A 25,525-nucleotide genomic window follows, 5' to 3' on the forward strand; every position below is an offset into this window, starting at 1 on the left:
TACTAAAACCCCCCTAGAGTTAGATTTTTTGGTCTAACTCTAGGGGTTCACATCACGCATCATCCCTTTTTTTAATCTCTATTATTTGCAACAATAATTAATATAAAACGGATTAACTCAGCTACAGCTACTAATGCTGCTGCAACATATGTCATTGCTGCTGCATTTAATACTTTTTTTGTATCGCGCTCTTCATTGTTTCGAATTATCCCCGTTGAAACTAACTGCGCCATCGCTCGATTAGAAGCATCAAATTCAACCGGAAGTGTTACAAGTTGGAATAAGACAGCAACAGACATAAACGCAACCCCAACAACGGCTAATTGGAGCATTCCAAAGATGAAACCGGCAATAATTAGGAAAAATGATAAATTTGATCCTAGGTTTGCAGCAGGAGCTAGTGCACTGCGAAATCTCAAGAATGCATACCCTTCTGCATGCTGGATAGCATGTCCTACTTCATGTGCGGCTACCGCAGAAGCAGCCATGGAATGTCCGTGAAAATTAGAGCTGGATAGACGAACTACTTTCTTTCTTGGATCATAATGATCTGAAAGTACTCCTCTTGTTTCTTCAATTTGTACATCATATATTCCATTATCATTTAAAATCTTTCGCGCTACTTCAGCACCAGTCATCGCTGATGATGTAGGTACCCGTGAAAATTTATTATAAGTGGATTTAACTTTTGATTGTGCCCAAAGTGGGATTATCAACAATAGCGCCATATAAATGATATAGCCACCAAAAGATCCTGGCATGTTCATTCCTCCATTAGTGTGTAGAAAAATTTTTAGTGATAAGGTCAATTTTAGTCAAATTAAGTGCATCAGTCAACTATTTGATCTTGTTTTTGTTTATTTTTTTCACCTTTATATTTTCTCCAACTAACGTAAGATAATGTAAGGGCAATACATCCACCGACAATGATAATGATCCAAAAAAGCGGAATCATTCCGCTACTTTCTTTTGTATCTTCTTCAATCGATTGAGCGTAAAGTTTATTTTCTGAGATGACAATGGTGAAAATCCCTATGATAAACCAACTGAGGCTGGTTATCTTATTTAATTGCTTTTTTAGCATAGAGATCCTCCTTTGATACACTTTTATACTAATGTATGTGTACCAAAAGGTAGATATAACGTTTACAGACGAAGAGGCTTTGTACTTTTTTCTTTTGTGAGCCAATAAGCGATGCTAATTGATAGGATGCTTAGCCAAAATGTAAAATAACCAATTTTATCCATGAAATTATTTAATGAGCCATACATTGGCATCATTCCAAATACGTAATCAATAACATCATTATGTAATGTCCAAATAGCAGCGACGACAATATGGCGAGTTTTTATCTTGTAATATGGGGCGTATAACAATCCTTGAATAGCCATTGCTCCATGTGAGGCAATAAGCATATATCCGGCTGGACTTAATGAACCATCTACAATTAATGTTAATACATTCATCACTACTGCCCATACCCCGTATTTGAATAGCGTGATCATTCCAAGTGCTTCTATGTATGGCGTGTTTCTACCAAAAATAAAAAACAACAAAAATATGGTAAAAAACAAACTTGCTGTGGGACTATCTGGAACAAATAAAAGAAAAATATTTGGCGTCATCGCTAGTTGATATTTATACCAATAAAACCCATAAATTGTCCCCGCTAAATTAACGATAAATAATAAAATTAAAAAACGTTTGTCTAAAAGTAAGTACTTTAACATGAGGAAGATCCTCTCTTTGCTTAGTTTTTCTGAAAGTTAATATGCTTAGCTTATCTATTGTAGCAGTATATTTCAATAAGTAACTATTATTTAATTGTAAAAAGCACCTTCGTCAATGAATTGACAAAGGTGCTAATATAGTTTATTTTGCTTGTTCGTTTACAGACATAATAAAGTCAACAAGCTGCTGTAATTCTTCTTCTGTACCTTTAAATTGATCTGCAGGCATAGAACCGATACCGTTTTTTGCAATATCAGCAATTTCCTCTGCTGAATATTCCGTCCCGATTAAGGAAGGTCCTGCAGCTCCACCAGAAAGATCCTCTCCATGACATGCCAAACAATTCGATTCAAAAACAGCATATCCTGGATCTTCTTTATCTATTTCTACACTTGAGGCAGGAATTGGCTTGTTAGCCTCTGCTCTTTGCTCCCAATCAACAGCTGCAGCAGACTCATATGTGAGCCAAATAACAGATGCTAATCCAAGGATCATCATCCCTACGGCAATTGGACGTTGATGTGGTCTACGTCCTGGCCCATTGTCTAGAAATGGTGCTAATAATAGAGCTCCAAATGCTAAACCTGGAATAACAATTACACCTAATAACACATAGGCTTGACTTGCGAATTTATATTTCAGTAATTGGTATAAAAATAAGAAATACCAATCGGGTAATGGAATATACCCTGGAGTTGTCGGATCTGCCACTCCTTCTAAAGGAGATGGGTGTGCTAATGTTAAGCTAAGAAATCCAACTAAAAATACAGATCCAACTAACCATTCCTTTAATAAAAAGTTTGGCCAAAAGGCTTCTGTTCTTCCCGGATATTCCGAGTAGTCTTTTGGAATTGTTGATTTGCGTTCAGCAGACACACGTGAATCGCCAACAAATTTCATTCCTTTTCCTTTATGCACAGTATTCCCTCCCCTTTTTATAGTGGTCCAGATATCCCTTGTCTACGAATTAATATAAAGTGAACAGCCATTAATGCAAAGAGAGCTCCTGGTAAGAAGAATACATGAATCGCGAAGAATCGCGTCAATGTTTGTGCACCAACAATCTCTACATCTCCAGCTAAAAGTGTTTTAAGATAATCACCAATGAAAGGAACTTCACCAGCAATATTTAATCCAACCTCTGTCGCGAAATAGGCTTTATTATCCCAAGGTAATAAGTAGCCTGTAAAGCCTAAACCGAGCATAATAAAGAAAAGCAAAACCCCTACGATCCAGTTCAATTCACGTGGTTTTTTATATGCTCCTTGGAAGAATACTCGGAGTGTATGTAATAAAAGCATTACAATAACAACACTCGCTCCCCAATGGTGCATTCCACGAACGATTTGTCCATGTGCTACCTGGGTTTGCAAATAATAAACTGATTTCCATGCATTTTCAATGTCTGGAACATAATACATCGTTAAAAACATACCAGATAAAATCTGAATTACCACTACAAAGAAGGTTAGTCCTCCAAAACAATATACAAAGGCTGAGAAGTGGTGAGCAGGGTTAACATGCTCAGGTACTTCATGATCGGCAATATCCCGCCAAATTGGCGTAATATCTACGCGTTCATCTATCCAATCATAAACTTTTTGTAACATAAATGATTACGCCCCCTTTCTGGGATGTGCTTTTCCAAGAAATAACATACCATTTTCAACTTTTTGTTCAAAAACATCAAGTGGTTCTGGTGGTGGTGTTCCTGGTACGTTTGTACCGTCCTTATAATACCTACCATCATGACAAGGACAAAAGAACTCATTCGGATACTTTTCGCTTCCTTCCCAAGAAACCATGCATCCAAGGTGCTTACATACTGGTGATAGGGCAACAATTTCCCCTTTGTCATTTTTAAATACCCATGCAGATTTTGTAACCTCGGATTCATACCAACCGTCTACTTGTTCAACCTTCCACTCTACACGTTGGGGTTCTGTCGTTATGTCTTCTTCAGCTAGTCCAACATTCGCTAAATCCCCAGAGCGTGATGGCTGTAACACTGGATCGATTGCCATGCGCAGTGGTGATGCAAGCATTCCAGCAGCCATAAAACCACCAACGCCAGTCAATGTATAGTTCAAAAACTGTCGACGGGATACTTGTTGCTTGTAATCACTCATGATTTTCCCCCCTTTATTATAATCACGGACAATCACTACTAAAATATATTACTAGGACATTACCATGATAGCGTAAACTATAAGGACGGTCAATATAAAAACTGCAAAAGATTGGGTTGCAATCCTTTCCTGAGAAACAGAGGGAATTACTGCCAATATGCACGAATCATCTCACATATTTGTTCAACCTGATTTTTTATAAGTCCTTTTATTTGCTTTGAATCAAATGACTCACTTTGAATCATTGGTAACCAAATCAAGTTACCTGTTATTTCCTTTTCATATTTTTTCCAGCTTGCATCAAAAGTAAGCAGAATAGCGTGCTCAAAAGGCTGTTTCTCCGTTTCTTGAATCCATGAATTTAGCCGGAGATATTCTTCACTTTTAGCTGCGCTACTAATATAATGATAGCTTGGAAGTAGCATGACTCTCCCTGCAAGCTCTTTTTCAATTTCAGAAGCAAAAATATGTAACAGATCATTTTGTGAAGCAACCAATTCTATATCCTTATCCTGGGAAAATTGAAAAGGGATTAATGGTAACAGAATCGTATCGATATATTCTTTTGCTTGAACATATTTTTCAACATCAGCTTTCTTCCATTTCAATTGAATTACACCCCTCTGTATCGTTGAATAATAATTTTGTAAATAATGACTTCGTATGAATTCTATCTATTTAAGCAAAAAAAATCAACCTTTAAAAAGGTTGATTTGAATATCTCGACTCTAATTGACGTAATGACTCTGTTAAAAGCTGAAATTGTTCTTTGTCCCGATTATCTAACGCTAAATCAATTGCTTTGATGATATGCTTCTTTCTAAATTCATATACAGTTTGATCTAAGATTTGTGCTGCAAATTCCTGATCCTGCTTTGTTATTAGAAATTCATCTGGGATATATGGGTTTTCCTCTAATACAGTAACGTATAAAGGATTTTGCTTTACGTTTTTAAAGTTCAATTGAATATACAATGCTTCCTGTTGATTTAATCGAATATCATGGAATGATTTCTCCGCATCATTCGTAACGACGTGGTTCTTATAAAACCGAAAGGGAATCTCATTGGAGCATTGCGTTGAAATAATTATACTTCTGGGGCAAAATTTTGCATCACGAACAAAATGGATATTTTCTAAAATGATATCATGATTAATAATGTAGTTTAATATCCACACACTCTCTCGCTTTTTTAACTGATGGTTATTTAAAAACCATTCAATAAAGCTTTTCTTGTCTTTTACGGAGACTGGAGTTTGCATGACTATTCCCCCCTCTTACAATTCACACATAACAATAAATATGACTAAGCATCTTTTAACCGGTGAACATATTCCTCCGTTTCCGTATCTAAGGGCTGTTCCTTTAAATACATTCGAAGTACAGAAATTGCTTGTTCTGTCCTCCCTTCTTCAATTAAAAAGTAACCATACTCCTTTAAAAAGTCACTGTCTTCATTTAAATTATTATATGCTTCAGAATAGCTATTTAATGCATCATCAAAAAATTCCATTTCTACATATGCTCGTGCAAGCTCCCACTCATAAAGCGGGTCACTTGCTCCAAGCTGTTGAATTTCTTGAATTAGTTCAATGATGGATTCATATTCTTCTTTTTCTTTAAAGAATTCGATTAAGAATAACACGGCTTCCTTATAATCTGGATCAAGTGCGATTGCTTCGCGCACGAGTTGTTCACTTGTGTCGTTATCATTTAGTTGGTGAGCCAATGACCCAGCAAGGAAAAACAGTTCTTTGTTAAACTCGTCCTTTTCAATTCCTTTTTTCGCCGTTTCATATCCTTCTTTGATTAAATTCTCCTCTTCATATGCAGTGGCTAACAAAAGATAAACGGAGGTATATAGTGGATCTAACTCCATTACTTTCTTCCAAGCATGGATCGCAATATCATTTCTCCCTGCTTGATGAGCAGTTGTCCCATATTTAAATAACGTATCTGCGTTTTCAGAATCCAATTTAGCATACAGTGTTAATGCTTTCTCGTATTCTCCAGTTGCAGCATATGCTTCTGCTAATCGTTCATTGATAGAAACATGTACCATTTCTTCTTGGTTCATGCGCTCGTAATAAACAATCGCACGCTTATATTCGCCTATCGAAAATAACAATTCTCCTAAAGCGAAATCAATCACTTCTTCTTGTGGTGCAAGTTGTTTCGCTTGCAATAGTTTTTGCTCCGCTACTTCGTAAAGCCCTTGAACTTGGTAGAGATCTGCAAGCAGCATAAGTGACGGAATATAAGCCTCATCCTCTAGCTCAATTTGATGTAGTAAATCAATTGCATGTTCATCCTCGTCTAACTCAATATAAATATCTGCTAACTCGAGCTTAATATTGCTTTCGTTCGGATATTTTTCTCGTAGTACGCTTAACAGCTCTAATGCATTTTGTAAGAATCCCCATTGCATGAACAACTGTGCAATCGTATATTTCTCTTCGTCATCTAGATTAGGTATATAATTATTAATTAATTGAAGTGCTTCTTCTGTTTGCTCGTTTTCAAATAAACGACTAGCTTCTTCGATTAGATTCATAAAGAAACTTCCTTTCTTAAAACCATTCTAATTTCCATAGTAAATGGATAATATGAAAATGTAAAATGAGAGAATCTGAGTAACTCTAGATTCTCTCACGTACGATCATATCCGATTTAATTCTTCAAAAAATGTCGGATAAGAAATAGCGATTGGTGAGACATCATCAATCTCAACCTTGCCCTGTGCAATAAGTGATGCGATTGCAGCCATCATTGCAATGCGATGATCATAATAAGATGAAACAGGAGCGCCGCTTAAGACTGTTTTTCCATGAATTATCATCCCATCCTCTGTAGCGGTTATGTCTGCGCCAAGTTTTGATAAAACATCGACTACCGCCTGAATTCGATCCGTTTCTTTTACTCGTAACTCGCTCGCATCCTTAATTATAGTAGTACCTTCTGCTTGGGTTGCGATTAAGGCGATAACAGGAATTTCATCGATAAGCCTAGGAATAAGTGGACCTTCAACCGTAGTGCCTTTTAATTTGCTATAAGCTATCGATATGTCTCCCAAAGCTTCTCCAGCAACTTCCTGTTTATTTTGAATAGAATATGCTGCTCCCATTTTGTCTAAAACATCTAGAATTCCTGCACGGGTAGGATTGATACCTACATTTTTTAATGTTACATTACTTTCAGGTACGATTATTGCAGCTGCCATAAAAAAGGCAGCAGATGAAATATCCCCAGGGACAAATACATTCGTAGCTTTTAATTTCCTGTTAGGGATGAGTGTAATCGTTTTTTCTTCCACAGAAATAGTTGCTCCAAATGCCTGTAACATATTTTCTGTATGGTTTCGAGTTGAAACATCTTCTGTAATGGTCGTCTTTCCTTCGGCAAATAATCCAGCAAGTAATAACGCTGATTTTACTTGTGCGCTTTGCACAGGCATCGTGTATTCAATTCCCTTTAGCTGTTTCCCATTGATAGATAATGGAAGTAAACGTCCGTTATTTCTCCCGGAAATAGCTGCCCCCATTTTCCTTAATGGCTCTACGACTCGATCCATCGGTCGTTTTGTTAATGACTCATCACCAAAAGCAACCGTAAAAAATGACATCCCAGCTAAAAGCCCTAGCATGAGTCTTGCTGTTGTACCTGAATTACCAAAGTACAATGGCACTACTGGTTCACATAGGCTGTCTTTTCCCCTTCCTTCGATAATCACTTTGTCATTACGATTATGTATGGTTACCCCCATTGCTTGGAAAGCGGTGATCGTTCGAAGGCAATCTTCACCATGTAAAAAATTAGTTATTTCTGTAGTACCTTCCGCTAAAGAGCCAAGTATAACCGCTCGGTGTGAAATCGATTTATCTCCAGGTACATATACCTCACCTGTAAGTGGACGTGAAGCACGCATTAGCACTTTATTATCCAATAGAGACACTCCTTTCGTCGTAGAGCTTCTTGTTAATTTGCAATCGTTACTTCAAAACCTGATTGTTGTAATATTTTTGCACTTTGTGTAAATCCATTTTCACTTGCAAATGATATGCAAAGCGCTCCTGTTAGTCCTTCGCGTATTTCGAGTATTTGTATATTTGCTATGCTAATTGCGTGCGCTGCTAATAGCTGTACAACGTTGGCAAGGGCGCCTGGTTGATCACGAATATCTACATAAAGATCATAAAAGGATGGAACTGCTCCTTTTTCTTTATAACCAAGCCCATCGCGATAATTTTTGGCTACCTCTAGATAGGAAATGATTTGATCTGTTTTATTATAATCTAATAAATTCTTTAATGCTTTCATTTCCATGATCCAGTCTTCTAATAATACTGACATTTTTTCTCGGTTATGCGAGAAGATATCTTGCCATAAAGCGGGATTACTTGATGCAATCCTTGTAATGTCACGAAATCCACCTGCAGCAAGCTTGGGAAGATATGTATGTGTCTGTTCCCATTTTTTAGCTTGATGCACAAGTGAAGAGGCGATTAAATGTGGAAAATGTGATACAACTCCGGTCATTTCATCATGTTCATTCGGTTGCATAATAACAAATTTGCTTTTTAATGATTGTAACAGAAGCTTTAAATTTGATAATGGCGCTTGTCTCGTATTTGGTAGTGGCGTTAATACAAATATTGCATTTTCAAATAAATGCGCTTTTGCTGCTTGTACGCCTCTTTTATGTGAACCAGCCATTGGATGCCCACCAATAAAGGTGATGTGCTCATTATGAAGCTCAGCTGCAGTTTTCATTATTTTTCCTTTTACAGAACTTACATCCATGATCACAACATCTTTATGAAATGGAACTTCGTTAAATTTCTTTAAGTAAGCAATTGTTTCCGTTATTGGTGTAGCAAGAATAATAAAGTCTACATAACGACATGCGTTTAATAGATCTTCTGTAATTTCGTTAATTATATTATGCTCCTTCGCATAGGTTAAAGATGCTTTATGAACATCAAAACCAATAACATGGTTAACATCTGATTGAGCTAAGTTTTTGGCGATTGACCCACCAATTAGGCCCAGTCCTACAATAAGCACTTTTGTTTTCATAGGTCAGCCGTCCTTTAATGTCGTATTAAATTGTAATAGTAATGCTTGAAGTTTTTGCATGTCATGCGCTTTTCCAATCGTAACTCGAATGGCATTGGCTACTCCAATCCCTTCACCCGGACGAACAATAAATCCATGCTTTAACAAAAACGCAAAAACTGTCTCTCCCTCTACAGGCGTTTGGACGAGTAAAAAATTCGCTTCCGAATCATAATAACGCCAGCCAATTTTATGAAGAAAAAGCATAAATTCTGTTTTCACCCGTCTGTTTTCACTTACTGTCTGTTGGATGAAATCATCATCAGATAAAGCTGCTATTGCTGCCTTTTGAGCGATAGAAGTGGTGTTGAATGGGGCTCTTACGACATTCAGTTTACTTGCAATTTCACGGCTCGTAATCGCATAGCCAATGCGTAAGCTTGCAAGCCCATATGCTTTAGAGAAGGTCCGTAAAATTATAAGATTGTTATAGCACTTTAATTTGATTATTGCATGAATATCCTTCTCTTCATTGAGATATTCATAGTAAGCTTCATCAAGTACAATTAATGTATCTTTTGGACATTGTTCAAGAAACATATCGAAATCATCTGGAGGGATATTTGTTCCAGTTGGGTTATTCGGTGAACAAAGCCACACAACATTTGTATACTCGTCAATCGCTTCAAGCATTCCTTGTAGATTATGATAGCCTTCAAAGTTTGTTGGAACTTCTACTACAGTTGCTCCTTCTATGGATGCGTGGTGCTTGTATTGTGGAAAAGTAGGAGTTGCCATTACCGTATTCGTATTCGGATAAAGAAAAGCTCGACAAATCATTTGAACAATCTCATCTGTGCCACTTCCAAACAAGAGTTGATCTTCTTCAACGTGGAGTTTTTCAGCTAGCACTTGACGCAATTCAGTTGCATGACCGTCCGGATATAGTGCGAATTGTTGCTGTTGTTGAAAGACATCTGGTACTTTTGGGGAGAATCCATATGGATTTTCATTGGAGGCAAGTTTTACGATTTGTTGCAATCCATACTTTTTCTTTACATCCTCCATTTGCATCCCTTGCTTATAGGGAGCTAACTGATCAATGATAGGTTTCCATTTCATTACTGACTCTCCTCCACTTCTTTCTGTAAATCCGGACGTAAATAGATAGCATCATTGTGAAATACATGCTGGACTTTATCTTGAGAAATATCTGTATTTGCTACCATCATAATTCGAATGCACTTTGGTAACCCGGTTGGTACATTAATTTCTGTCATACACATCACTGGAACAAATGTCCAACCCTCAAGTAAACGGAGTGCTTTTGCAGGGAATGTCGCGTTTAAATCTGGTGTAACTGAAATTAAAACATGAGAAATAGAAGTTGGATGGACTTGATTCAATGTAACCATTTCTTCGATTAATTGTTTTGTATTTTGCAATATTTCAGACTCTACATTTTTTATAACAGTAGTTGCTCCGCGAATTCCACGAATCATAATATATTCAGCTCCCCGAAAAAAGCAAGTAAATATTGCTTTAAATTTGTATCATCAATTTCTTTTAATACAGGCTTCTCAACCTTTTCTAATAAAATCATGTGAATCGTTTGGTTGGTAACTTTTTTATCAGTTTTCATTGCTTGTAGAATAGAGTCAATATCAACTTCTAATTCCTTCATAGGATATGCTTGCAAGGTCAACCAAGTGAAGATTTCTTTTTGAGGAAGTGAAGCGTTCAACCATTTTTCACTGACATATATCGCAAAAAGCAATCCAATTGCTACTGCCTCACCGTGTGTCATTTTCCCATATCCGAGAGTTGTTTCTAATGCATGTCCTAATGTATGTCCGAGATTAAGATATTTTCGAACGTTATTTTCCCTTTCGTCTTGTTCAACAATCGATGCTTTAATGTTAACGCCCTTATATAAATGCTGACGGAGCGTTTCGTTATCAAGGACTGATAAGTTCGTTTGCAAAATATCTTTTAAAAAATGAGCATCTCCTAGCAAAGCTTCCTTTAATAATTCAGCATATCCTGAACGAATCTCTTTTGGGGATAGTGTGTGTAATGTTTCTACATCATATATCACCATTGCAGGTGGGTAGAAGCTACCAATCAAATTTTTGCCTAGTTCATGATTGATTGCTACTTTTCCACCTACACTGCTATCGTGTGCTAATATCGTAGTTGGGATTTGAATATATTCAATTCCACGCATAAATGTAGCTGCAACAAATCCAGCTAAATCGCCAACGACACCTCCGCCCAACGCGATTATTAATGCATTGCGGTCTAGTCCAAATTGAAGTGCTTTTGTGTGCAATTGGTAAAAAGAAGCCATACTTTTAGACTGCTCACCTGCTGGAATGACTTCAGTATAAGTTTTAATAGAATGAAAGCATTGCTTCACATCGTCTAAATACAAGGGAGCAACATTGCTATCGGTTATTATGAATACGGAAGAGTATTTTTTGTCGAGCAGTTCAGCGATTTGGAAACGAATTTTTTCTTCCATAAAAATGGAATATGAATGACTACTCGAATGAATGTGAATGGCTTTCATTACATACACCTTAAATCTTCTCGATAATCATTTAATGCTTGCTTTAATTGATCAAATCGATCACTTGAAAATTGTTCTGTAATTGCTTTTGCAATTTCAAAAGCAACAATATGCTCCATCACAACAGCGGCAGCAGGAACTGCACAAGAATCGGAGCGTTCGATACTTGCATGAAACGTTTCCTTTGTCTCAATATCAACACTTTTTAGTGGCTTATATAAAGTCGGAATCGGCTTCATAACCCCTTTTACCACAATCGGCATTCCTGTCGTCATTCCGCCTTCGAAACCACCAAGACGGTTCGATGTTCGATAATATCCTCTTTCCTTCGTCCATGCAATTTCATCATGGACTTCACTGCCATTTTTCTTTGCTGCTTCAAACCCGATTCCGAACTCTACGCCTTTGAATGCATTAATACTCATAACACTACCTGCAATTCTTGCATCAAGCTTCCGGTCATAATGAACATAGGATCCTATTCCAGCTGGTACGCCTTCTACATATACCTCTGTTACACCACCAATAGAATCTCCATCCTTCTTTGCTTGATCGATCGCGTCCATCATTTGTTGTTCTACAGATGCATCCAATGTCCGAACAGGAGAAAGCTCAGATATTTCTTGTTTTTTAGCTATCGATAACGTTTCATCATCCGTTGCTTGAATACCACCAATTTCTTTTACATAGCCACAAACTTCAATTCCTAAATGCTTTAGCATAATTTTAGCAACCGCTCCAGCAGCAACTCGAGCTGCAGTTTCTCGAGCTGAGGAACGTTCCAGGATGTTTCGCATATCGCGATGACCATATTTCAACGCACCATTTAAATCAGCATGACCTGGTCTTGGTTTTGTTACAACACGTCTTATTTTAGTGCCGTCTTCAATGGGGTCTTCTCCCATGATGTCCGTCCAATGCTTAAAATCATCATTATGTATAACAAGTGCGATAGGTGAACCTAGTGTATACCCATGTCGTACACCACTTGTAATGTCTACTAAATCTTTTTCTATTTGCATTCTTTTTCCGCGTCCATAACCTTTTTGTCTGCGTAATAGAGAATGATTAATTTCATCCTTTAATAAAGGCATTTGTGCAGGTATGCCTTCGATGATTGTTGTTAATTGTTTTCCGTGTGATTCTCCAGCAGTTAAGTATCGCATGGTCATCCCCCTTGGTAAAGATTTTTGTATTACTATATCACATTCACGTTCACTTTGGACATATTTTAATAAAAATTGAAGCTTGCCTGTTATTTTGGTCTTGTTTTGAACCCTACTAATTTAAAATACCCCTATTCTAAAATAGGGGTAAGCATTAGTTTTGTTTTCCATAAAAAAATGTATCAAGTAATTTAAAATCATATCTATCGGGATTAAAAATTTGCTCTGTACTACCAACAAATAATACACCATCTTTATGTAAGGATTTACTAAAGTTTTGGTAAATTTCATTCTTCGCAGTATCTGTAAAGTAAATAAGTACATTTCGACATACAATGAGATGTACATCTTTCGGATAGGCATCTTTCAATAGATTATGCTGTTTAAATATAATCCCACTCTTTAAAGACGGTGAAACTTTATAGAGCATATTTTCAAAAGTAAAATATTTTTTCTTAAGTGGCGTAGGTAAATCCTTTAATGCTTGTTCATTATATACGCCTTCTTTTGCCTTTGACAACGCATTAATATCGATATCTGTTGCAATAATTTTTGCGCTTACTTGAGGAAAGTACTCTTTCATTAGCATTGCAAGTGTATAAGGTTCTTCCCCAGTAGAGCATGCTGCACTCCAAATAGTTATAGAGGAATTTTCTTTTGTAATCATCGGTAGTATTGTATCGCGTAATACGTCCCACCGTTTCGGATTACGGTAAAATTCAGACACATTTATCGTAATTCGATCAACAAACTCCTTTAAAAGTTCATCATCTTTATCTAATGCACGAAAATACGATTCAAAATCATTGTACCCGCGTTTACTTCTTAATGATGTTAACCTTCGTTTCATTTGCGCTTCTTTATACAAAGCTAAATCAATGCCAAGTTTGGAATTTATTAACGAAATAAACTTTTCATAGTCTCCCATATCATAGCCTCTTTATATTGCTTCTATTTTTAAAAAGAACCCCCGCAAAGACGGGGGCGAAAATTAATTAATTAATTAGTAAATCCATTTATGATCTTGTTTTGTATAAGCTAACACTTCTTCTCCCTTGAAGAAGAGGTTGATTTCTCTTTCAGCACTTTCTGGAGAATCAGAACCATGAATAACGTTTTTACCAACTGTAACGCCGTAATCTCCACGAATGGTTCCTGGTGCTGCTTCAGCTGGATTCGTTTTGCCCATCATTTCGCGTGCAGTTGTAATAACATTTTCACCTTCCCATACCATTGCAAATACAGGACCCGATGTTATGAAATCAACAAGCTCGCCAAAGAATGGACGCTCTTTATGTTCGCCATAATGCTCTTTCGCTAGTTCGTCGGAAATTTGCATTAATTTACCTGCAACTAATTGAAAGCCCTTTTTTTCAAAACGAGCTACGATATCTCCGATTAAATTACGCTGTACACCATCTGGTTTAATCATTAAAAAAGTTTTTTCCACATTTAACACCTCATTCATTATGTATATTGTATTAAAATACAACCGTTTAAAATTCTATCAAATAATTGCCGAAATAACAATGACTAAGATCGTCTTTTACCAATAAATCGGGCAATTTTAATTAATGTTTGTTTCGATTGTCCATCAGGAACAAACTGTAAGGACGTTAACGCTTTTTTTAAATAAAGATCACTAACACGATAGGCTTCAGTAATCGCTCCTGTTTCTTTTATGTGCTGGATAAGCACTCGCATCTCTTCTGTTGTTACCATTTCTGGTCGTTTAAATGTAGTTTGCAAATCTTTTTTAAATGATTCATCTTTCATTGCTAAAAGAACGGGTAATGTTATATTGCCTTGCATTAGATCATTTCCAGCTGGCTTACCCAGCTGTTTTTCAGAAGAAGTAAAATCGAGAATATCATCAATTATCTGATAAGACATTCCAATATAATAGCCATATTTATATAAAGCTGCTATTTCTTTTGGCTGTAATTCTGAAGCAATGGCACCAAGTTTACAGCTCGTTGCAATTAATAAGGCTGTTTTTCGTTTTATTCTTCGAAGATAATTCCTTAAATTTTGTTCCCAATCAAATTTATCTTTCATTTGTTCAATTTCACCGACACATACTTCGACAATAGTTTTAGCCAGTGTCTGATGTATGGCAGGCATTTCAATAGTCGTGATACTTTCTAATGCGCGAGCTAAAATATAATCACCTGTATACATGGCAACACGATTGCTGTATTCATGCTTGATTGTAGGTTTTCCACGACGTAATTTTGCATCATCGATAACATCATCATGAACTAGTGTAGCCATATGAATTAATTCTAATGAAACAGCGATCGTCTTAATTATCTCCGCGTTGTATTTCCCCACTTGACCTGATAAGAGAACAAAGACAGGACGAATTCGTTTTCCACCTGCATTTAAGAGTCGTGTAGATGCCTCTCTTAAGACTTGGTGTTCCGCTTGAATAACGGCATTTAGAGAAGCTTCAATTCCATCCAAGTCTTTATTTAAATAACTATATGTTTTGGTTAATTTCATGCTTGTCACCTTTTGTGAAATCATTTATATCCCATATGCATAGCAGATACGCCGCCTGTGTAGCTTTTTACTTCTACTCTAGAGAATCCAGCGTCTAAAAACATTTCTTTCAACTTCTCCTTATCTGGAAAATCTTTCGCAGATTCATGTAGCCAAGCGTATTCATTGTAGCTTTTAGCAAATAGCTTTCCGAATAATGGCATAATAAATTTAAAATAAAAATAATATAATTGTCTAAATCCTGGCATCGTTGGTTGCGATGTTTCCAAACAGACCACTTTACCACCTGGTTTGACTACACGATACATTTCCTTTAATACGGTCATATAATCAGGTACGTTACGTAAACCAAAGCCAATGGTAACGTAATCAAATGTATTATCTTCATAAGGAAGCTCCATTGCATTTCCGTGAACAAATGCAAGCTGTGGCATATTTGCTAAAGCTCCTTTTTCATCCGCAACCTGTAACATATTTTTACTGAAATCAAGTCCAATGACCTTACCTTGCTCGCCAACTTTCTCTGCAAGGGATAAAGACCAATCTCCCGTTCCACAACAAACATCAAGAGCAGTTGCCCCGCTTTCAACAGACATCCGCTTCATAACATCCCTTCTCCAAGCTTTATGCCTTTTAAAGGAAATAATTGAATTCATCTTGTCGTAGCGTTTTGAAATTGTTTCGAATACATGGTGTACGCGTTCTTCTTTTGTTTGACTCATTTTTCAACCTTCTTCCAATATTGAGCTTCGGTAAACATTTGTGCGTGAAGCTTCTTTAAAAGTAGTTTTCTTTGTTTTTCATACGTAGAAGGAAGCTGACTAATTGCTTGCTGTAATTCAGCATATTCTTGTAGTGCTATGTCTTTTATTTCATTAGCAATGTCCAAATCTGCCCCTTTAAACCAGTGGTTATAGAGCTGTTTTTCGCCACGATTGTAGGATGTCATTTCCATATGAATAGATTGGAGTAACAACCATTTTTCAATAATTGGAATAAATGTTGGTGCACCACAGTATTGAGCAACATGTGTAAATAATAGGGATTCAATTTGTTTTATAATGGCAAAAAACTGAGAAACAGACTGAAATTCACGATAATATAATTTCATTTTTTCTTCATTTATTTCTTTAATAGCTCTTGCTAGGTACTTGATAAGTCGAAAATCATTTGTTTCAGAAAGAATCAAATAGTAAAGACCACTATAATAATCTCCAGCTAACACAGTTAATTGCTGGGATATTTTATTTGTTGAATTAACTGGTGCTTCTTCAGCATCCAATATGAGATCATGTGTATCTAATGCGATTTGAATTAGCATTGTCGTTATAATAATCGACTCTTGATGTGAACTAGTCAAGTCTGTATCATCCATTAAAATATGAAGCATATAGAGCTTCTCTTCATTTATTATTGCAGGATCCTGAATGTACTTGTCTAAATAATCAAAACGACTTTTATTCGTAATTAAAGATTTTAAATAATCTATTCTGTTTATATCTGTATGCAAAGAAATCACCTTGGCCTTTTCCGTGTTCCATTCATTCGACTTTTGCTATTATAACATATATAAGGAAAAGGTATATAGCAGAGAAACCGTGCTCTATTCGTTTGTCATCTCTCCATGACTTGTTTGAACAACTGCTTTCCCACGAACCTTCACTGCTGAAGTATGATCTGTAAATTGCGCGATCATTATCTCACCTTTGTCCAGCTTTTCAGAATGATGAAAACGCGTATCTGAGCCTCGTGTTAAACCAATAACATTTACCCCGTCCTCAAGAGCTTTAATGACGAAAAAATCTGATTTATCCATCCTCTACCTCCTCAACATGAAATGCTCATGACTTATTACTCTATGTAAAAGATACTATAAATGAAATCAAAACAAAAATAAAAGGGTGCGATTATCGCACCCTTTAGCCCTATGTATTATTATTTAACGCTATCTTTTAGGGCCTTTCCTGGTTTGAAAGCAGGAACTTTACTTGCTGGAATTTCGATTTCTTCTCCAGTTTGTGGGTTACGCCCTTTACGAGCAGAACGCTCACGTACTTCGAAGTTACCGAAACCGATTAACTGTACTTTTTCACCTTTTTTAAGTGAATCCATGACAGCTTCGAATACAGCGTCAACAGCTTTAGCTGCATCTTTTTTAGAAAGTTCGCTTTTTTCAGCTACAACATTTACTAAATCAGTTTTGTTCATGATATTCACCTCCTCCCAAAATAAGTTAGGAACAAAATAATTTTCTATCATCATTTGTTCACCAATTAGCCTTTTATTATACAAAGGCACCACCATTTCGTCGGTGACAAGGCTTATAATAACCGAGATAGCAGTAAAATTCAACAGTTAATCGCATTTTCCTGCAAAATAAATCATTTTCGGCTATATTTTACCATAAAAAATACAATAAATGTAAATAAATTACATAAGTTGTATAATGCTTTTACGGTAGCGTTATAAGTGGGTTTATATAAGAATATACGACACTTGTCTTTAAATTCCTGCTGTCATTAGTTAAATTTTTTTAAAATGATGTATTTTTATATAGTGTTTGTATTTAGATAATCTTTATTTAATTGGCGCGCTTCTTTCATACCGGCATGGACAAAAAGAATAAAATAAGATACTTTCTGTTATTGGCATAGGGCTAAAACTCTCAGTTGAGCACAAAAATAAAAAACAGCAACCGTTGTGAGTTGCTGCTAAACTATTCTATAGTATAATGGCGATTAATCCACCACTACCTTCATTAATAATTCTTTCTAACGTGTCTTTTAGCTTATAACGGGCATTTTCTGGCATCAGTGCAATTTTTGCTTGGATTCCCTCTCGAACAATTGAACTTAGTGATCTTCCGAAAATATCCGATTCCCAAATGGATAGAGGATCTTCCTCGAAATCCTGCATTAAATAACGGACTAGTTCTTCACTTTGTTTTTCTGTTCCAATAATTGGTGCGAACTCCGACTCTACTTCAACTTTTATCATGTGAATAGATGGAGCAACAGCTTTTAGACGAACACCGTATCGTGATCCTTGTCTGATAATTTCTGGTTCATCAAGCTGCATGTCTTCAAGTGTAGGTGCAGCAATTCCATACCCGGTTTGCTTCACCATTTGTAAGGCAGCTGATACTTGATCATATTCTCGTTTAGCTAATGCAAATTCTTGCATTAATTCAAGTAAATGATCTTTTCCTCTAATTTCTACACCAACGATTTCCTTTAATACTTCATCATATAAATAATCTGGAGCATGTAGATCAATCTCAGCTACACCTTCGCCCATTTCCATGCCGGCGATATTTGCATTATCGATATAATCGTAATCGGAGAAGTCTCTTACGATTTGATCGACATCTCGTAATCGTTTAATGTTACGTACGGTAGATTGAATGGCTTCTTGATAATTCTCTCGTAGCCAATGATTTTCTCGTAATACCATGACCCAGCTAGGGAGATTCACATTCACTTCAAGTACTGGGAATTCATACAATGCTTCACGTAACACATTGTATACATCATGTTCAGTCATTGATTCAATGCTCATGGATAACACAGGGATATCATATTCTTCTGCAAGATCTTGTCTTAATAATTCCGTTTCATGACTTGTTGGTCGAGCTGAGTTTACTACCATTATAAAAGGCTTACCTACTTCTTTAAGCTCTTCCACTACCTTTGCTTCTGCTTCTCGATAATCTGAACGAGGAATTTCTCCAATTGTTCCATCTGTTGTTACAACTACACCAATAGTAGAATGCTCTTGGATTACCTTTCTTGTTCCAATTTCTGCTGCATCATGGAATGGAATCGGATCCTCGTACCATGGTGTATGGATCATTCGTGGACCATTTTCATCCTCGAATCCTTTTGCTCCGTCTACTGCATACCCTACACAATCTACTAATCGTACATTTACTTGGAGCCCATCTTCTACATTTACGGATACGGCTTGGTTCGGGATGAACTTTGGTTCTGTTGTCATAATTGTTTTTCCAGCAGCACTTTGTGGGAGTTCGTCATGAGCACGAACTCTTTCACTTTCATCTTCAATATTTGGTAATACAACCAACTCCATAAATTTCTTAATAAATGTCGATTTCCCGGTTCGGACTGCTCCTACAATTCCGAGATAAATGTCGCCGTTCGTTCGTTTTGAAATATCTTTAAAAATATCAACCTTTTCCAAACGATCCCCTCCCGATCTCACTGACAAATAGTAAAATTAGTTTACAACGTATAATTGACATTACAAGTCTATGATGTTGTCCTATCATAATATGACTCATTATGTGTAAAAGAGTAAAAATAATCCAACTCTTTTATTTTTGTGTGAACGCTGAAAGTATTTACTTGTAAAATGAAATAAAAAAAACCCTTGCAACAATATATATGTTGCAAAAGGTTTGATATGCCAATTATTTACGTGGAGCAAATACAGGCTCCCCATCTTTTAAAGTGTATGGTAAGGAGTAAGCTGGTACAAATGGCGAATTATCAGGGAGAATAAAACGAATATCGTCTCCTTCTTTATATTGATGAGTATACGTTTGTAATGCCTGATTTAAATCAATGCGGTAGTCAACATACAATTCTCCATCAACATCCATAATAATCGGTAGATTTTCTGAAGAAAAAGGACTCCTTACGTGTGGTGCTCTATCCAATCCTAATTTTTTATAATCAATCGTATAAAGGCCTTTCGTAATTTCTTGTCCAAAAGGTGGATATAGGTGCTTGTTCCGATACGCTTCCAATTTTACATTAACATTCCGTATTGCTTCGGTAATTCTTAGATCGATAAGTTTAACTTTTGGGGAGTTATCAGGATATAATAAGGTGTACTGGTATACGCCCCCATTTTCAAATGCATTACCAGGTAGCTCAGTGAGCACGTTTTTCTCCTTTAATAAGGAGAAATCAATTAAATATTTTTCAAATATTGGTGTTTCACTAGGCTTTGTTTTAATCGGAACGAGGCCACCTGTTTCCTTTTGATACTGCTCCACTGCATGCTGAACCGTTTCCAACTGTGCTTCATTAGGAATTTTATTTTTTGCTAGCTCATTTTTCGGATACATACAACCACTTAGAAAAAGGATCATTACTAGCAGCATAAGCAAATTCATGTACATACGCTTCATCATATATCCTCCTGTGCTTTACTGTGTTGGACCACTAAATACGATGTAAACAACAATCAATCCACCGAATATTAAGGACAGGTAAGCAAGCACAGAAGTAATTCCTGCCAGCCAACCATTTAATTTTGTTCTACTGAGCTGGATAAGAATAATCGCTATAATAAGTAGTGCAATTCCAGCAAATGAAATTATTTCCTTCATCCCTGCTGCGGACATAATTATCACCTCTATTGTATAAACGGTTACATTTACCTATTATTTCATAATTATGTATTCTAGTCTAAAATTTTAAATAGCGAATAACATGAATTCCGGGATGAAGTGGGGCTAACTCCATCCCGGTTTGACTAAATAATACCCACAGCAACCCTATCTATGAATGCTTGTGCGTTTTATTTTATGCGAGCAAACGTCGTAACGTATACTCAACTGCCCAGATAAAAGCTATTTCTTAAAAAGCTGGTTTAATGACTGCATATCCATTGGCACATTTTTTTTCGTAATGGATTGTACAATTTTGTCTTCTTTTTCTCGTGAAATAGGTTTATTAGCCATCTTTGCTAGCCTTCGAACAAGCTTTCGAACTGTTTTTTCATCAGAAAAATCAGCGTTTTTCACAGAATCTGCTACTTTGTAAATCTCTGATGGATTGATATTGGCTGTTTGTTGCAACTTATCAAATATATTATTATTTTTTTTGCTCACATGCTCGCCTCCTTGCAATGGTACTTCACAGATAGTATATGCAAGGAGAGCATTCATTGTTAGCGGGCTTCTTTCTTACTTAATAAGGATGCCAAATCATCCATTTCTTCACGTTTATCACGATTCATCAGCTTTTCTACAATTTCTTTCGGGCTTTTATTTTCAAATAATATTTGATAAATCCCTGAAGTGATTGGCATTTCCACATCTTCACTTTTCGCAAATTCATAGGTTGCTTTTGTTGTACGAACCCCTTCTACGACCATGCCCATTTGATCAAGGATTTCTTCGAGTTTTTTTCCTTTGCCTAATAAATTTCCTGCGCGCCAATTTCTACTATGGACACTTGTACAAGTAACAATAAGGTCTCCGACTCCAGGTAATCCTAAAAATGATAATGGATTTGCACCAAGTGACGTTCCAAGACGAGTAATTTCAGCAAGTCCTCTTGTGATTAATGCAGCTTTTGCATTATCACCATAGCCAAGTCCATCAGAAATCCCTGCTCCTAATGCGATGATATTTTTTAAAGCCCCACCAAGTTCAATTCCGATCATATCATTGCTTCGGTACACTCGGAATGTTTCATTAAAAAATAAATCTTGCATCTGCTTTGCATTGGCTTCATTTAATGATGCCACAGTTACTGTAGTTGGTTGTCGCATTGCTACTTCTTCTGCATGACTTGGACCAGATAAAACTACAATATCCTCATAATTATAATCATTCATTTCTTCATCGATAAGTTGAGAAACCCGCTTTAATGTACCAGGCTCAATTCCTTTTGATGCGTGAACAATTGTTACACGGTGCTTTAAAACCTGATTTAATTGTTGACATACTTCTCGTATTGCTTTAGTTGGTACGACAAGTACAATCGTCGATACATCTTGTACCGCTTCCTCTAAATCAGCATACGCTTTTATATGTTCAGGAATCATAATTTCCAAATATTTTTCGTTTTTATGGGTTTCATTAATAGTATTCACTTGTTCTTCGTTATGACTCCACAAGCGAACATCATTTCCGTTGTCTGCTAACACGATGCTAAGAGCGGTTCCCCAGCTTCCGGCACCTAATACAGCTACTTTATTCAATTTAGTCTCCTCCTCGTAAACAAATGTTTAGATATCCTGTTTTGTTTTCGGCATTATTGGCGCTTTCTAGCGAATAGCTTAATTGGCGTTCCAATAAATCCAAAAGCATCTCTTATTTTGTTTTCTAAAAATCGCTCATACGAAAAGTGCATTAATTCAGGTTCATTCACGAATACAACAAAAGCAGGAGGCTTAACAGCTACTTGTGTTGCATAAAGCACTTTTAAACGTCTTCCTTTAACGGTCGGTGTCGGATTCATAGCTATTGCATCCATAATGACATCATTTAATACGTTTGTTGGTACTCGTTTCGAATGATTTTCACTCGCAACCTTAATCGCTGGAAGTAAGGTGTGAATACGTTTTTTCGTTTTTGCTGATAAAAAGACAATTGGGGCATAATCAAGATATTGAAAGTGTGCCCGGACTTTCTTTTCAAACTCTTTCATTGCTTGTTCATTGGACTCAACGGTATCCCATTTATTCACGACGATGACAATCGCTCTTCCGGCCTCGTGTGCATAGCCAGCAATTTTTTTATCTTGTTCCCGAATGCCAGTTTCTGCATCAATCAAAACAAGAACTACATCTGAACGTTCGATCGCTTTTAATGCCCGGAGCACGCTATACTTTTCAGTCGTTTCATAGACTTTTCCACGTTTCCGCATCCCAGCAGTGTCAATAATAACATAATCCTGTCCTTCTCGATTTAAATACGTATCAATTGCATCACGGGTCGTACCTTCGATATCACTTACAATAACTCGTTCTTCGTTAAGCAATGCATTTACTAAAGATGATTTTCCGACATTCGGACGGCCAATTAAACTAAAGTGAATGATATCTTCTTCGTTTTCTTGTTTTAGTTCCTGTGGAAAATGCTTTACAACTTCATCCAGCAAATCGCCGAGTCCAAGCCCATGAGCACCAGATATAGGGAATGGCTCTCCAAACCCTAATGCATAATATTCATAAATTTGAGCGCGTAGCTCCGGATTGTCCATCTTATTTACAGCTAATACAACTGGTTTATTTGACTTATAAAGCAGCTTGGCAACTTCTTCATCAGCACCTGTTATCCCTTCTTTACCATTGACGATAAAAATAATAACATCCGCTTCATCAATCGCTATTTCAGCTTGTTGACGCACTTGAACGAGTATAGGTTCGTCACCAAGGTCGATTCCTCCAGTGTCAATAATATTGAAGGTGGTAGTGAGCCATTCAGCCTGCGCATATATACGATCCCTCGTGACTCCGGGAATATCTTCAACAATTGATATTCTTTCTCCAACTAATCTATTGAATATGGTAGATTTACCCACATTCGGTCTTCCTACTATCGCTACAACAGATTTCCTCATGAAAGGAACATCCTTTCTTTTTAAACTTTAACTTTATATATTCTAGCAAAAGTCATTCATATACACAATTTTTTAGTGATTCTTATGGCTTTGCTTGCAGGGGCAATTTCATATGATGAATGCGAACTTTAACATAGGATGTACATACACGAAGTCCTTCTATAATAAAAAGTATAAATATGACAACAAAAAGACTATCTAAAAATATCAGCGTTCCAACGGCACGTTCAAAGGAATACTGTAATAACATCAAGCTATACAAAAGATCGCCACAACACATTCCAATGAGTACGATTGCAGTTCTACTAAGTAAACCTTGAGCAATAAATGTACACATAATAAGCATAAAGAATGGTAATAGAACATCCCTAGGAAGCAACACCCAAACTGGTGCTTGCTGTTCCCATATTAAAAAACTCACATAACCAATCATAACAGTAAACGAACAAATGAAATGATACACTCGTTGGTTGGTCATGACAAAAAGAACAAAACCCCCAACAATAAGAGAAATAAAAGAAAGCGATATATCAAGTGATGGAATCATTACGTAAATGTTTGAGCAAATAATTGTTGTTAAGATCCATATCGATAGTTTATATCTTCCTTGATTTCTTCTTATAAAAAATGTGACCATAACCCAAAGCATCCAACTAATCCATAGAAATAATAAGCCATCCATCTTTCTTACCCTCCTATTCATACAGTATGACAGGAAAGGGATTGATTTAAACAAAAACCCGAGTAATAAGGCGAATCTAACACCTATTACTCGGGAAAGCGTTCGAAAAGGCTTTTACTTATATTTATTTAGTTTGTCACCAATTATATCGCCGAATTGAAAACCAGATTGATCTTCATTTTTTTCATATTGCTTATATTCTTTTTCTGCTTGTTCTTGTTCTAATTCACGAATACTCAAAGACATTCTTTCTTCTTTTTCGTTTACATCAAGGACTTTAACTTGAACTTGTTGACCAACTTCAAGGACTTCCTGTGGTGTGCCGATATGACGATTCGCAATTTGAGAAATATGCACAAGACCTTCTACTCCTGGTAAAATTTCGACAAATGCACCGAAATTCACTAAGCGTTTTACTGTACCTTGTACAACATCTCCAGCTTTAACACGCTGCTCAACATCTTCCCAAGGTCCTGGAAGTACTTTTTTACGTGATAACGATATACGTTCATTGTCTCGATCAATCGAAAGCACTTCAACTTTAATCGTTTCTCCTTCTGTTACAACATCAGAAGCTTTCTCTACATGTTCGTGTGCTAATTGCGATACATGGACAAGTCCATCAATACCACCAATGTCAACAAAAGCACCGAAGTTGGTTAATCGTTGTACAGTTCCTTCGATTACTTGCCCTTCTTCGATGGAGTTTAAAAGTGCATTCTTTTTAGCTGTTTCTTCTTCTTCAATTACAGCTCGATGGGATAAAATAACGCGATTCTGTTCTTGATCTAATTCAACCACTTTAACTAGTAAAGAACGCCCTTGATAATCAGAAAAATCTTCTACAAAGTGTTTTTCAACGAGTGATGCAGGAATAAATCCTCTTACACCGACATCCGCAACAAGACCGCCTTTAACCACTTCTTTAATAACGGTTTCGAATATTTCCTTCGAATTAAATTTATCTTCTAAATCTTTCCACGCTTGTTCACTATCAACAGCTTTTTTTGATAGAACGACTTCATCATCTTCGATTTTTTTAATTTTTAAGGTTAAAGAATCTCCTTCTTTTACAACTTCTCCTGCTGTTTCTATGTGAAGACTTGCTAATTCACTGATTGGGATAATTCCTTCTGTTTTATACCCTATATCGACAAGAACCTGTTTATCCTCGATTTTAACGACTGTTCCTGTAACGACATCACCGACATTCATGTTTGATAAATCTTTGTTTGTTTCTCCCATAAATAATCCTCCTTCAACTACATTAACAAACGAACAAACCGAAAAATGCTTGTTTTTGTTCTTATTTATAATTGCTTCTATCCTATAACTTCTAACAATTACAATTATTTGTCAAGT

Annotated in this window: 30 protein-coding genes; all 30 read right to left on the reverse strand. The window is 36.4% G+C overall.

Going from position 1 to position 25,525, the window contains the following annotated elements; all coding sequences use genetic code 11:
- Positions 1-71: 71 nt before the first annotated feature.
- Positions 72-761 carry a zinc metallopeptidase gene (locus SPK86_RS13095; protein WP_284141305.1) on the reverse strand — a complete coding sequence of 230 codons (690 nt, stop codon included), beginning with the start codon at positions 759-761 and terminating at the stop codon, positions 72-74.
- Positions 762-829: 68 nt separating this feature from the next.
- Complete coding sequence (locus tag SPK86_RS13100; RefSeq protein WP_284141304.1) at positions 830-1,084, reverse strand: sporulation protein YpjB; 255 nt, start codon at positions 1,082-1,084, stop codon at positions 830-832.
- Positions 1,085-1,146: 62 nt separating this feature from the next.
- Positions 1,147-1,731 (reverse strand): DUF1405 domain-containing protein, encoded by a 585-nt coding sequence (locus SPK86_RS13105; protein WP_284141303.1) that lies wholly within the window; start codon positions 1,729-1,731, stop codon positions 1,147-1,149.
- 142 nt (positions 1,732-1,873) lie between these two features.
- Entirely contained in the window at positions 1,874-2,650 is a 777-nt protein-coding gene (locus SPK86_RS13110; protein WP_284141302.1) for a menaquinol-cytochrome c reductase cytochrome b/c subunit, read from the reverse strand.
- 17 nt (positions 2,651-2,667) lie between these two features.
- On the reverse strand, positions 2,668-3,342 hold the full coding sequence (gene qcrB / locus SPK86_RS13115) for a menaquinol-cytochrome c reductase cytochrome b subunit (protein WP_284141301.1): 675 nt from the start codon (positions 3,340-3,342) through the stop codon (positions 2,668-2,670).
- Positions 3,343-3,348: 6 nt separating this feature from the next.
- Complete coding sequence (locus SPK86_RS13120; RefSeq protein WP_284141300.1) at positions 3,349-3,861, reverse strand: QcrA and Rieske domain-containing protein; 513 nt, start codon at positions 3,859-3,861, stop codon at positions 3,349-3,351.
- Positions 3,862-4,007: 146 nt separating this feature from the next.
- The gene (locus SPK86_RS13125) at positions 4,008-4,469 is read right to left on the reverse strand and encodes a YpiF family protein (RefSeq protein ID WP_284141299.1); all 462 of its coding nucleotides are present in this window, start codon (positions 4,467-4,469) and stop codon (positions 4,008-4,010) included.
- Positions 4,470-4,560: 91 nt separating this feature from the next.
- Positions 4,561-5,124, reverse strand: a complete 564-nt coding sequence (locus SPK86_RS13130) for a ReoY family proteolytic degradation factor (protein ID WP_284141298.1) — start codon at positions 5,122-5,124, stop codon at positions 4,561-4,563.
- A 44-nt stretch (positions 5,125-5,168) separates the two neighbouring features.
- Positions 5,169-6,416, reverse strand: a complete 1,248-nt coding sequence (locus tag SPK86_RS13135; protein WP_284141297.1) for a tetratricopeptide repeat protein — start codon at positions 6,414-6,416, stop codon at positions 5,169-5,171.
- 105 nt (positions 6,417-6,521) lie between these two features.
- The gene (gene aroA, locus SPK86_RS13140) at positions 6,522-7,805 is read right to left on the reverse strand and encodes a 3-phosphoshikimate 1-carboxyvinyltransferase (RefSeq protein ID WP_443089786.1); all 1,284 of its coding nucleotides are present in this window, start codon (positions 7,803-7,805) and stop codon (positions 6,522-6,524) included.
- A gap of 32 nt (positions 7,806-7,837) precedes the next feature.
- The gene (locus SPK86_RS13145) at positions 7,838-8,938 is read right to left on the reverse strand and encodes a prephenate dehydrogenase (RefSeq protein ID WP_284141296.1); all 1,101 of its coding nucleotides are present in this window, start codon (positions 8,936-8,938) and stop codon (positions 7,838-7,840) included.
- Between the two features lie 3 nt (positions 8,939-8,941).
- Complete coding sequence (gene hisC / locus SPK86_RS13150) at positions 8,942-10,039, reverse strand: histidinol-phosphate transaminase (RefSeq protein WP_330949568.1); 1,098 nt, start codon at positions 10,037-10,039, stop codon at positions 8,942-8,944.
- On the reverse strand, positions 10,039-10,419 hold the full coding sequence (gene aroH, locus SPK86_RS13155; protein WP_330949569.1) for a chorismate mutase: 381 nt from the start codon (positions 10,417-10,419) through the stop codon (positions 10,039-10,041). The genes hisC and aroH overlap by 1 nt, the downstream gene beginning before the upstream one ends.
- Positions 10,416-11,489: a 3-dehydroquinate synthase gene (gene aroB, locus SPK86_RS13160; protein ID WP_284141293.1), complete on the reverse strand. Its 1,074-nt coding sequence runs from the start codon at positions 11,487-11,489 to the stop codon at positions 10,416-10,418. Before aroB ends, aroH begins: the two co-directional genes overlap by 4 nt.
- Positions 11,489-12,655, reverse strand: a complete 1,167-nt coding sequence (gene aroC, locus SPK86_RS13165; RefSeq protein ID WP_284141292.1) for a chorismate synthase — start codon at positions 12,653-12,655, stop codon at positions 11,489-11,491. Before aroC ends, aroB begins: the two co-directional genes overlap by 1 nt.
- 154 nt (positions 12,656-12,809) lie before the next feature.
- The gene (locus tag SPK86_RS13170) at positions 12,810-13,583 is read right to left on the reverse strand and encodes a CheR family methyltransferase (RefSeq protein WP_330949570.1); all 774 of its coding nucleotides are present in this window, start codon (positions 13,581-13,583) and stop codon (positions 12,810-12,812) included.
- 75 nt (positions 13,584-13,658) lie between these two features.
- Positions 13,659-14,105, reverse strand: a complete 447-nt coding sequence (gene ndk, locus SPK86_RS13175; protein WP_284141290.1) for a nucleoside-diphosphate kinase — start codon at positions 14,103-14,105, stop codon at positions 13,659-13,661.
- Between the two features lie 83 nt (positions 14,106-14,188).
- Positions 14,189-15,160 (reverse strand): heptaprenyl diphosphate synthase component II, encoded by a 972-nt coding sequence (hepT, locus tag SPK86_RS13180; protein ID WP_284141289.1) that lies wholly within the window; start codon positions 15,158-15,160, stop codon positions 14,189-14,191.
- Positions 15,161-15,180: 20 nt separating this feature from the next.
- Complete coding sequence (menG, locus tag SPK86_RS13185; protein WP_330949571.1) at positions 15,181-15,882, reverse strand: demethylmenaquinone methyltransferase; 702 nt, start codon at positions 15,880-15,882, stop codon at positions 15,181-15,183.
- Positions 15,879-16,670, reverse strand: coding sequence for a heptaprenyl diphosphate synthase component 1 (locus tag SPK86_RS13190; protein ID WP_330949572.1), 792 nt, complete (start codon positions 16,668-16,670; stop codon positions 15,879-15,881). Before SPK86_RS13190 ends, menG begins: the two co-directional genes overlap by 4 nt.
- Positions 16,671-16,763: 93 nt before the next feature.
- The gene (gene mtrB, locus SPK86_RS13195) at positions 16,764-16,976 is read right to left on the reverse strand and encodes a trp RNA-binding attenuation protein MtrB (protein WP_284141286.1); all 213 of its coding nucleotides are present in this window, start codon (positions 16,974-16,976) and stop codon (positions 16,764-16,766) included.
- A 119-nt stretch (positions 16,977-17,095) separates the two neighbouring features.
- A complete protein-coding gene (locus SPK86_RS13200) occupies positions 17,096-17,368 on the reverse strand; it encodes an HU family DNA-binding protein (RefSeq protein ID WP_284141285.1) in 273 nt (90 codons plus the stop codon).
- Between the two features lie 513 nt (positions 17,369-17,881).
- Positions 17,882-19,360 carry a stage IV sporulation protein A gene (spoIVA, locus tag SPK86_RS13205; RefSeq protein ID WP_284141284.1) on the reverse strand — a complete coding sequence of 493 codons (1,479 nt, stop codon included), beginning with the start codon at positions 19,358-19,360 and terminating at the stop codon, positions 17,882-17,884.
- Positions 19,361-19,589: 229 nt separating this feature from the next.
- Positions 19,590-20,315 carry a hypothetical protein gene (locus SPK86_RS13210; protein ID WP_330949600.1) on the reverse strand — a complete coding sequence of 242 codons (726 nt, stop codon included), beginning with the start codon at positions 20,313-20,315 and terminating at the stop codon, positions 19,590-19,592.
- Between the two features lie 18 nt (positions 20,316-20,333).
- Positions 20,334-20,531, reverse strand: coding sequence for a DUF2768 domain-containing protein (locus SPK86_RS13215; protein ID WP_284141283.1), 198 nt, complete (start codon positions 20,529-20,531; stop codon positions 20,334-20,336).
- A gap of 228 nt (positions 20,532-20,759) precedes the next feature.
- Positions 20,760-21,020, reverse strand: coding sequence for a stage VI sporulation protein F (locus tag SPK86_RS13220; protein WP_284141282.1), 261 nt, complete (start codon positions 21,018-21,020; stop codon positions 20,760-20,762).
- A gap of 59 nt (positions 21,021-21,079) precedes the next feature.
- Complete coding sequence (locus tag SPK86_RS13225; RefSeq protein WP_330949573.1) at positions 21,080-22,117, reverse strand: NAD(P)H-dependent glycerol-3-phosphate dehydrogenase; 1,038 nt, start codon at positions 22,115-22,117, stop codon at positions 21,080-21,082.
- Between the two features lie 53 nt (positions 22,118-22,170).
- Positions 22,171-23,481: a ribosome biogenesis GTPase Der gene (gene der, locus SPK86_RS13230; RefSeq protein WP_284141280.1), complete on the reverse strand. Its 1,311-nt coding sequence runs from the start codon at positions 23,479-23,481 to the stop codon at positions 22,171-22,173.
- 82 nt (positions 23,482-23,563) lie between these two features.
- Positions 23,564-24,163, reverse strand: coding sequence for a YphA family membrane protein (locus tag SPK86_RS13235; RefSeq protein WP_330949574.1), 600 nt, complete (start codon positions 24,161-24,163; stop codon positions 23,564-23,566).
- A 114-nt stretch (positions 24,164-24,277) separates the two neighbouring features.
- Positions 24,278-25,408, reverse strand: a complete 1,131-nt coding sequence (gene rpsA / locus SPK86_RS13240) for a 30S ribosomal protein S1 (RefSeq protein WP_284141278.1) — start codon at positions 25,406-25,408, stop codon at positions 24,278-24,280.
- Positions 25,409-25,525 lie beyond the last annotated feature (117 nt).

Source organism: Virgibacillus sp. MG-45 (assembly GCF_036409425.1).
In the GTDB taxonomy this organism is placed as follows: domain Bacteria; phylum Bacillota; class Bacilli; order Bacillales; family Amphibacillaceae; genus LDC-1.

Bases quoted from the DNA above. Each gene is read 5' to 3' on its own strand.
- SPK86_RS13120 (WP_284141300.1), bottom strand. From the start codon at position 3,861: ATGAGTGATTACAAGCAACAAGTATCCCGTCGACAGTTTTTGAACTAT.
- aroC (WP_284141292.1), bottom strand. From the start codon at position 12,655: ATGCGATACTTAACTGCTGGAGAATCACACGGAAAACAATTAACAACA.
- qcrB (WP_284141301.1), bottom strand. From the start codon at position 3,342: ATGTTACAAAAAGTTTATGATTGGATAGATGAACGCGTAGATATTACG.
- SPK86_RS13215 (WP_284141283.1), bottom strand. From the start codon at position 20,531: ATGTCCGCAGCAGGGATGAAGGAAATAATTTCATTTGCTGGAATTGCA.
- der (WP_284141280.1), bottom strand. From the start codon at position 23,481: ATGAGGAAATCTGTTGTAGCGATAGTAGGAAGACCGAATGTGGGTAAA.
- aroH (WP_330949569.1), bottom strand. From the start codon at position 10,419: ATGATTCGTGGAATTCGCGGAGCAACTACTGTTATAAAAAATGTAGAG.
- menG (WP_330949571.1), bottom strand. From the start codon at position 15,882: ATGAGTCAAACAAAAGAAGAACGCGTACACCATGTATTCGAAACAATT.
- hisC (WP_330949568.1), bottom strand. From the start codon at position 10,039: ATGAAATGGAAACCTATCATTGATCAGTTAGCTCCCTATAAGCAAGGG.
- SPK86_RS13170 (WP_330949570.1), bottom strand. From the start codon at position 13,583: ATGGGAGACTATGAAAAGTTTATTTCGTTAATAAATTCCAAACTTGGC.
- SPK86_RS13145 (WP_284141296.1), bottom strand. From the start codon at position 8,938: ATGAAAACAAAAGTGCTTATTGTAGGACTGGGCCTAATTGGTGGGTCA.
- aroB (WP_284141293.1), bottom strand. From the start codon at position 11,489: ATGAAAGCCATTCACATTCATTCGAGTAGTCATTCATATTCCATTTTT.
- mtrB (WP_284141286.1), bottom strand. From the start codon at position 16,976: ATGGATAAATCAGATTTTTTCGTCATTAAAGCTCTTGAGGACGGGGTA.
- SPK86_RS13210 (WP_330949600.1), bottom strand. From the start codon at position 20,315: ATGAAGCGTATGTACATGAATTTGCTTATGCTGCTAGTAATGATCCTT.
- SPK86_RS13105 (WP_284141303.1), bottom strand. From the start codon at position 1,731: ATGTTAAAGTACTTACTTTTAGACAAACGTTTTTTAATTTTATTATTT.
- rpsA (WP_284141278.1), bottom strand. From the start codon at position 25,408: ATGGGAGAAACAAACAAAGATTTATCAAACATGAATGTCGGTGATGTC.
- SPK86_RS13100 (WP_284141304.1), bottom strand. From the start codon at position 1,084: ATGCTAAAAAAGCAATTAAATAAGATAACCAGCCTCAGTTGGTTTATC.
- SPK86_RS13130 (WP_284141298.1), bottom strand. From the start codon at position 5,124: ATGCAAACTCCAGTCTCCGTAAAAGACAAGAAAAGCTTTATTGAATGG.
- SPK86_RS13200 (WP_284141285.1), bottom strand. From the start codon at position 17,368: ATGAACAAAACTGATTTAGTAAATGTTGTAGCTGAAAAAAGCGAACTT.
- SPK86_RS13135 (WP_284141297.1), bottom strand. From the start codon at position 6,416: ATGAATCTAATCGAAGAAGCTAGTCGTTTATTTGAAAACGAGCAAACA.
- hepT (WP_284141289.1), bottom strand. From the start codon at position 15,160: ATGAAATTAACCAAAACATATAGTTATTTAAATAAAGACTTGGATGGA.
- SPK86_RS13235 (WP_330949574.1), bottom strand. From the start codon at position 24,163: ATGGATGGCTTATTATTTCTATGGATTAGTTGGATGCTTTGGGTTATG.
- SPK86_RS13095 (WP_284141305.1), bottom strand. From the start codon at position 761: ATGCCAGGATCTTTTGGTGGCTATATCATTTATATGGCGCTATTGTTG.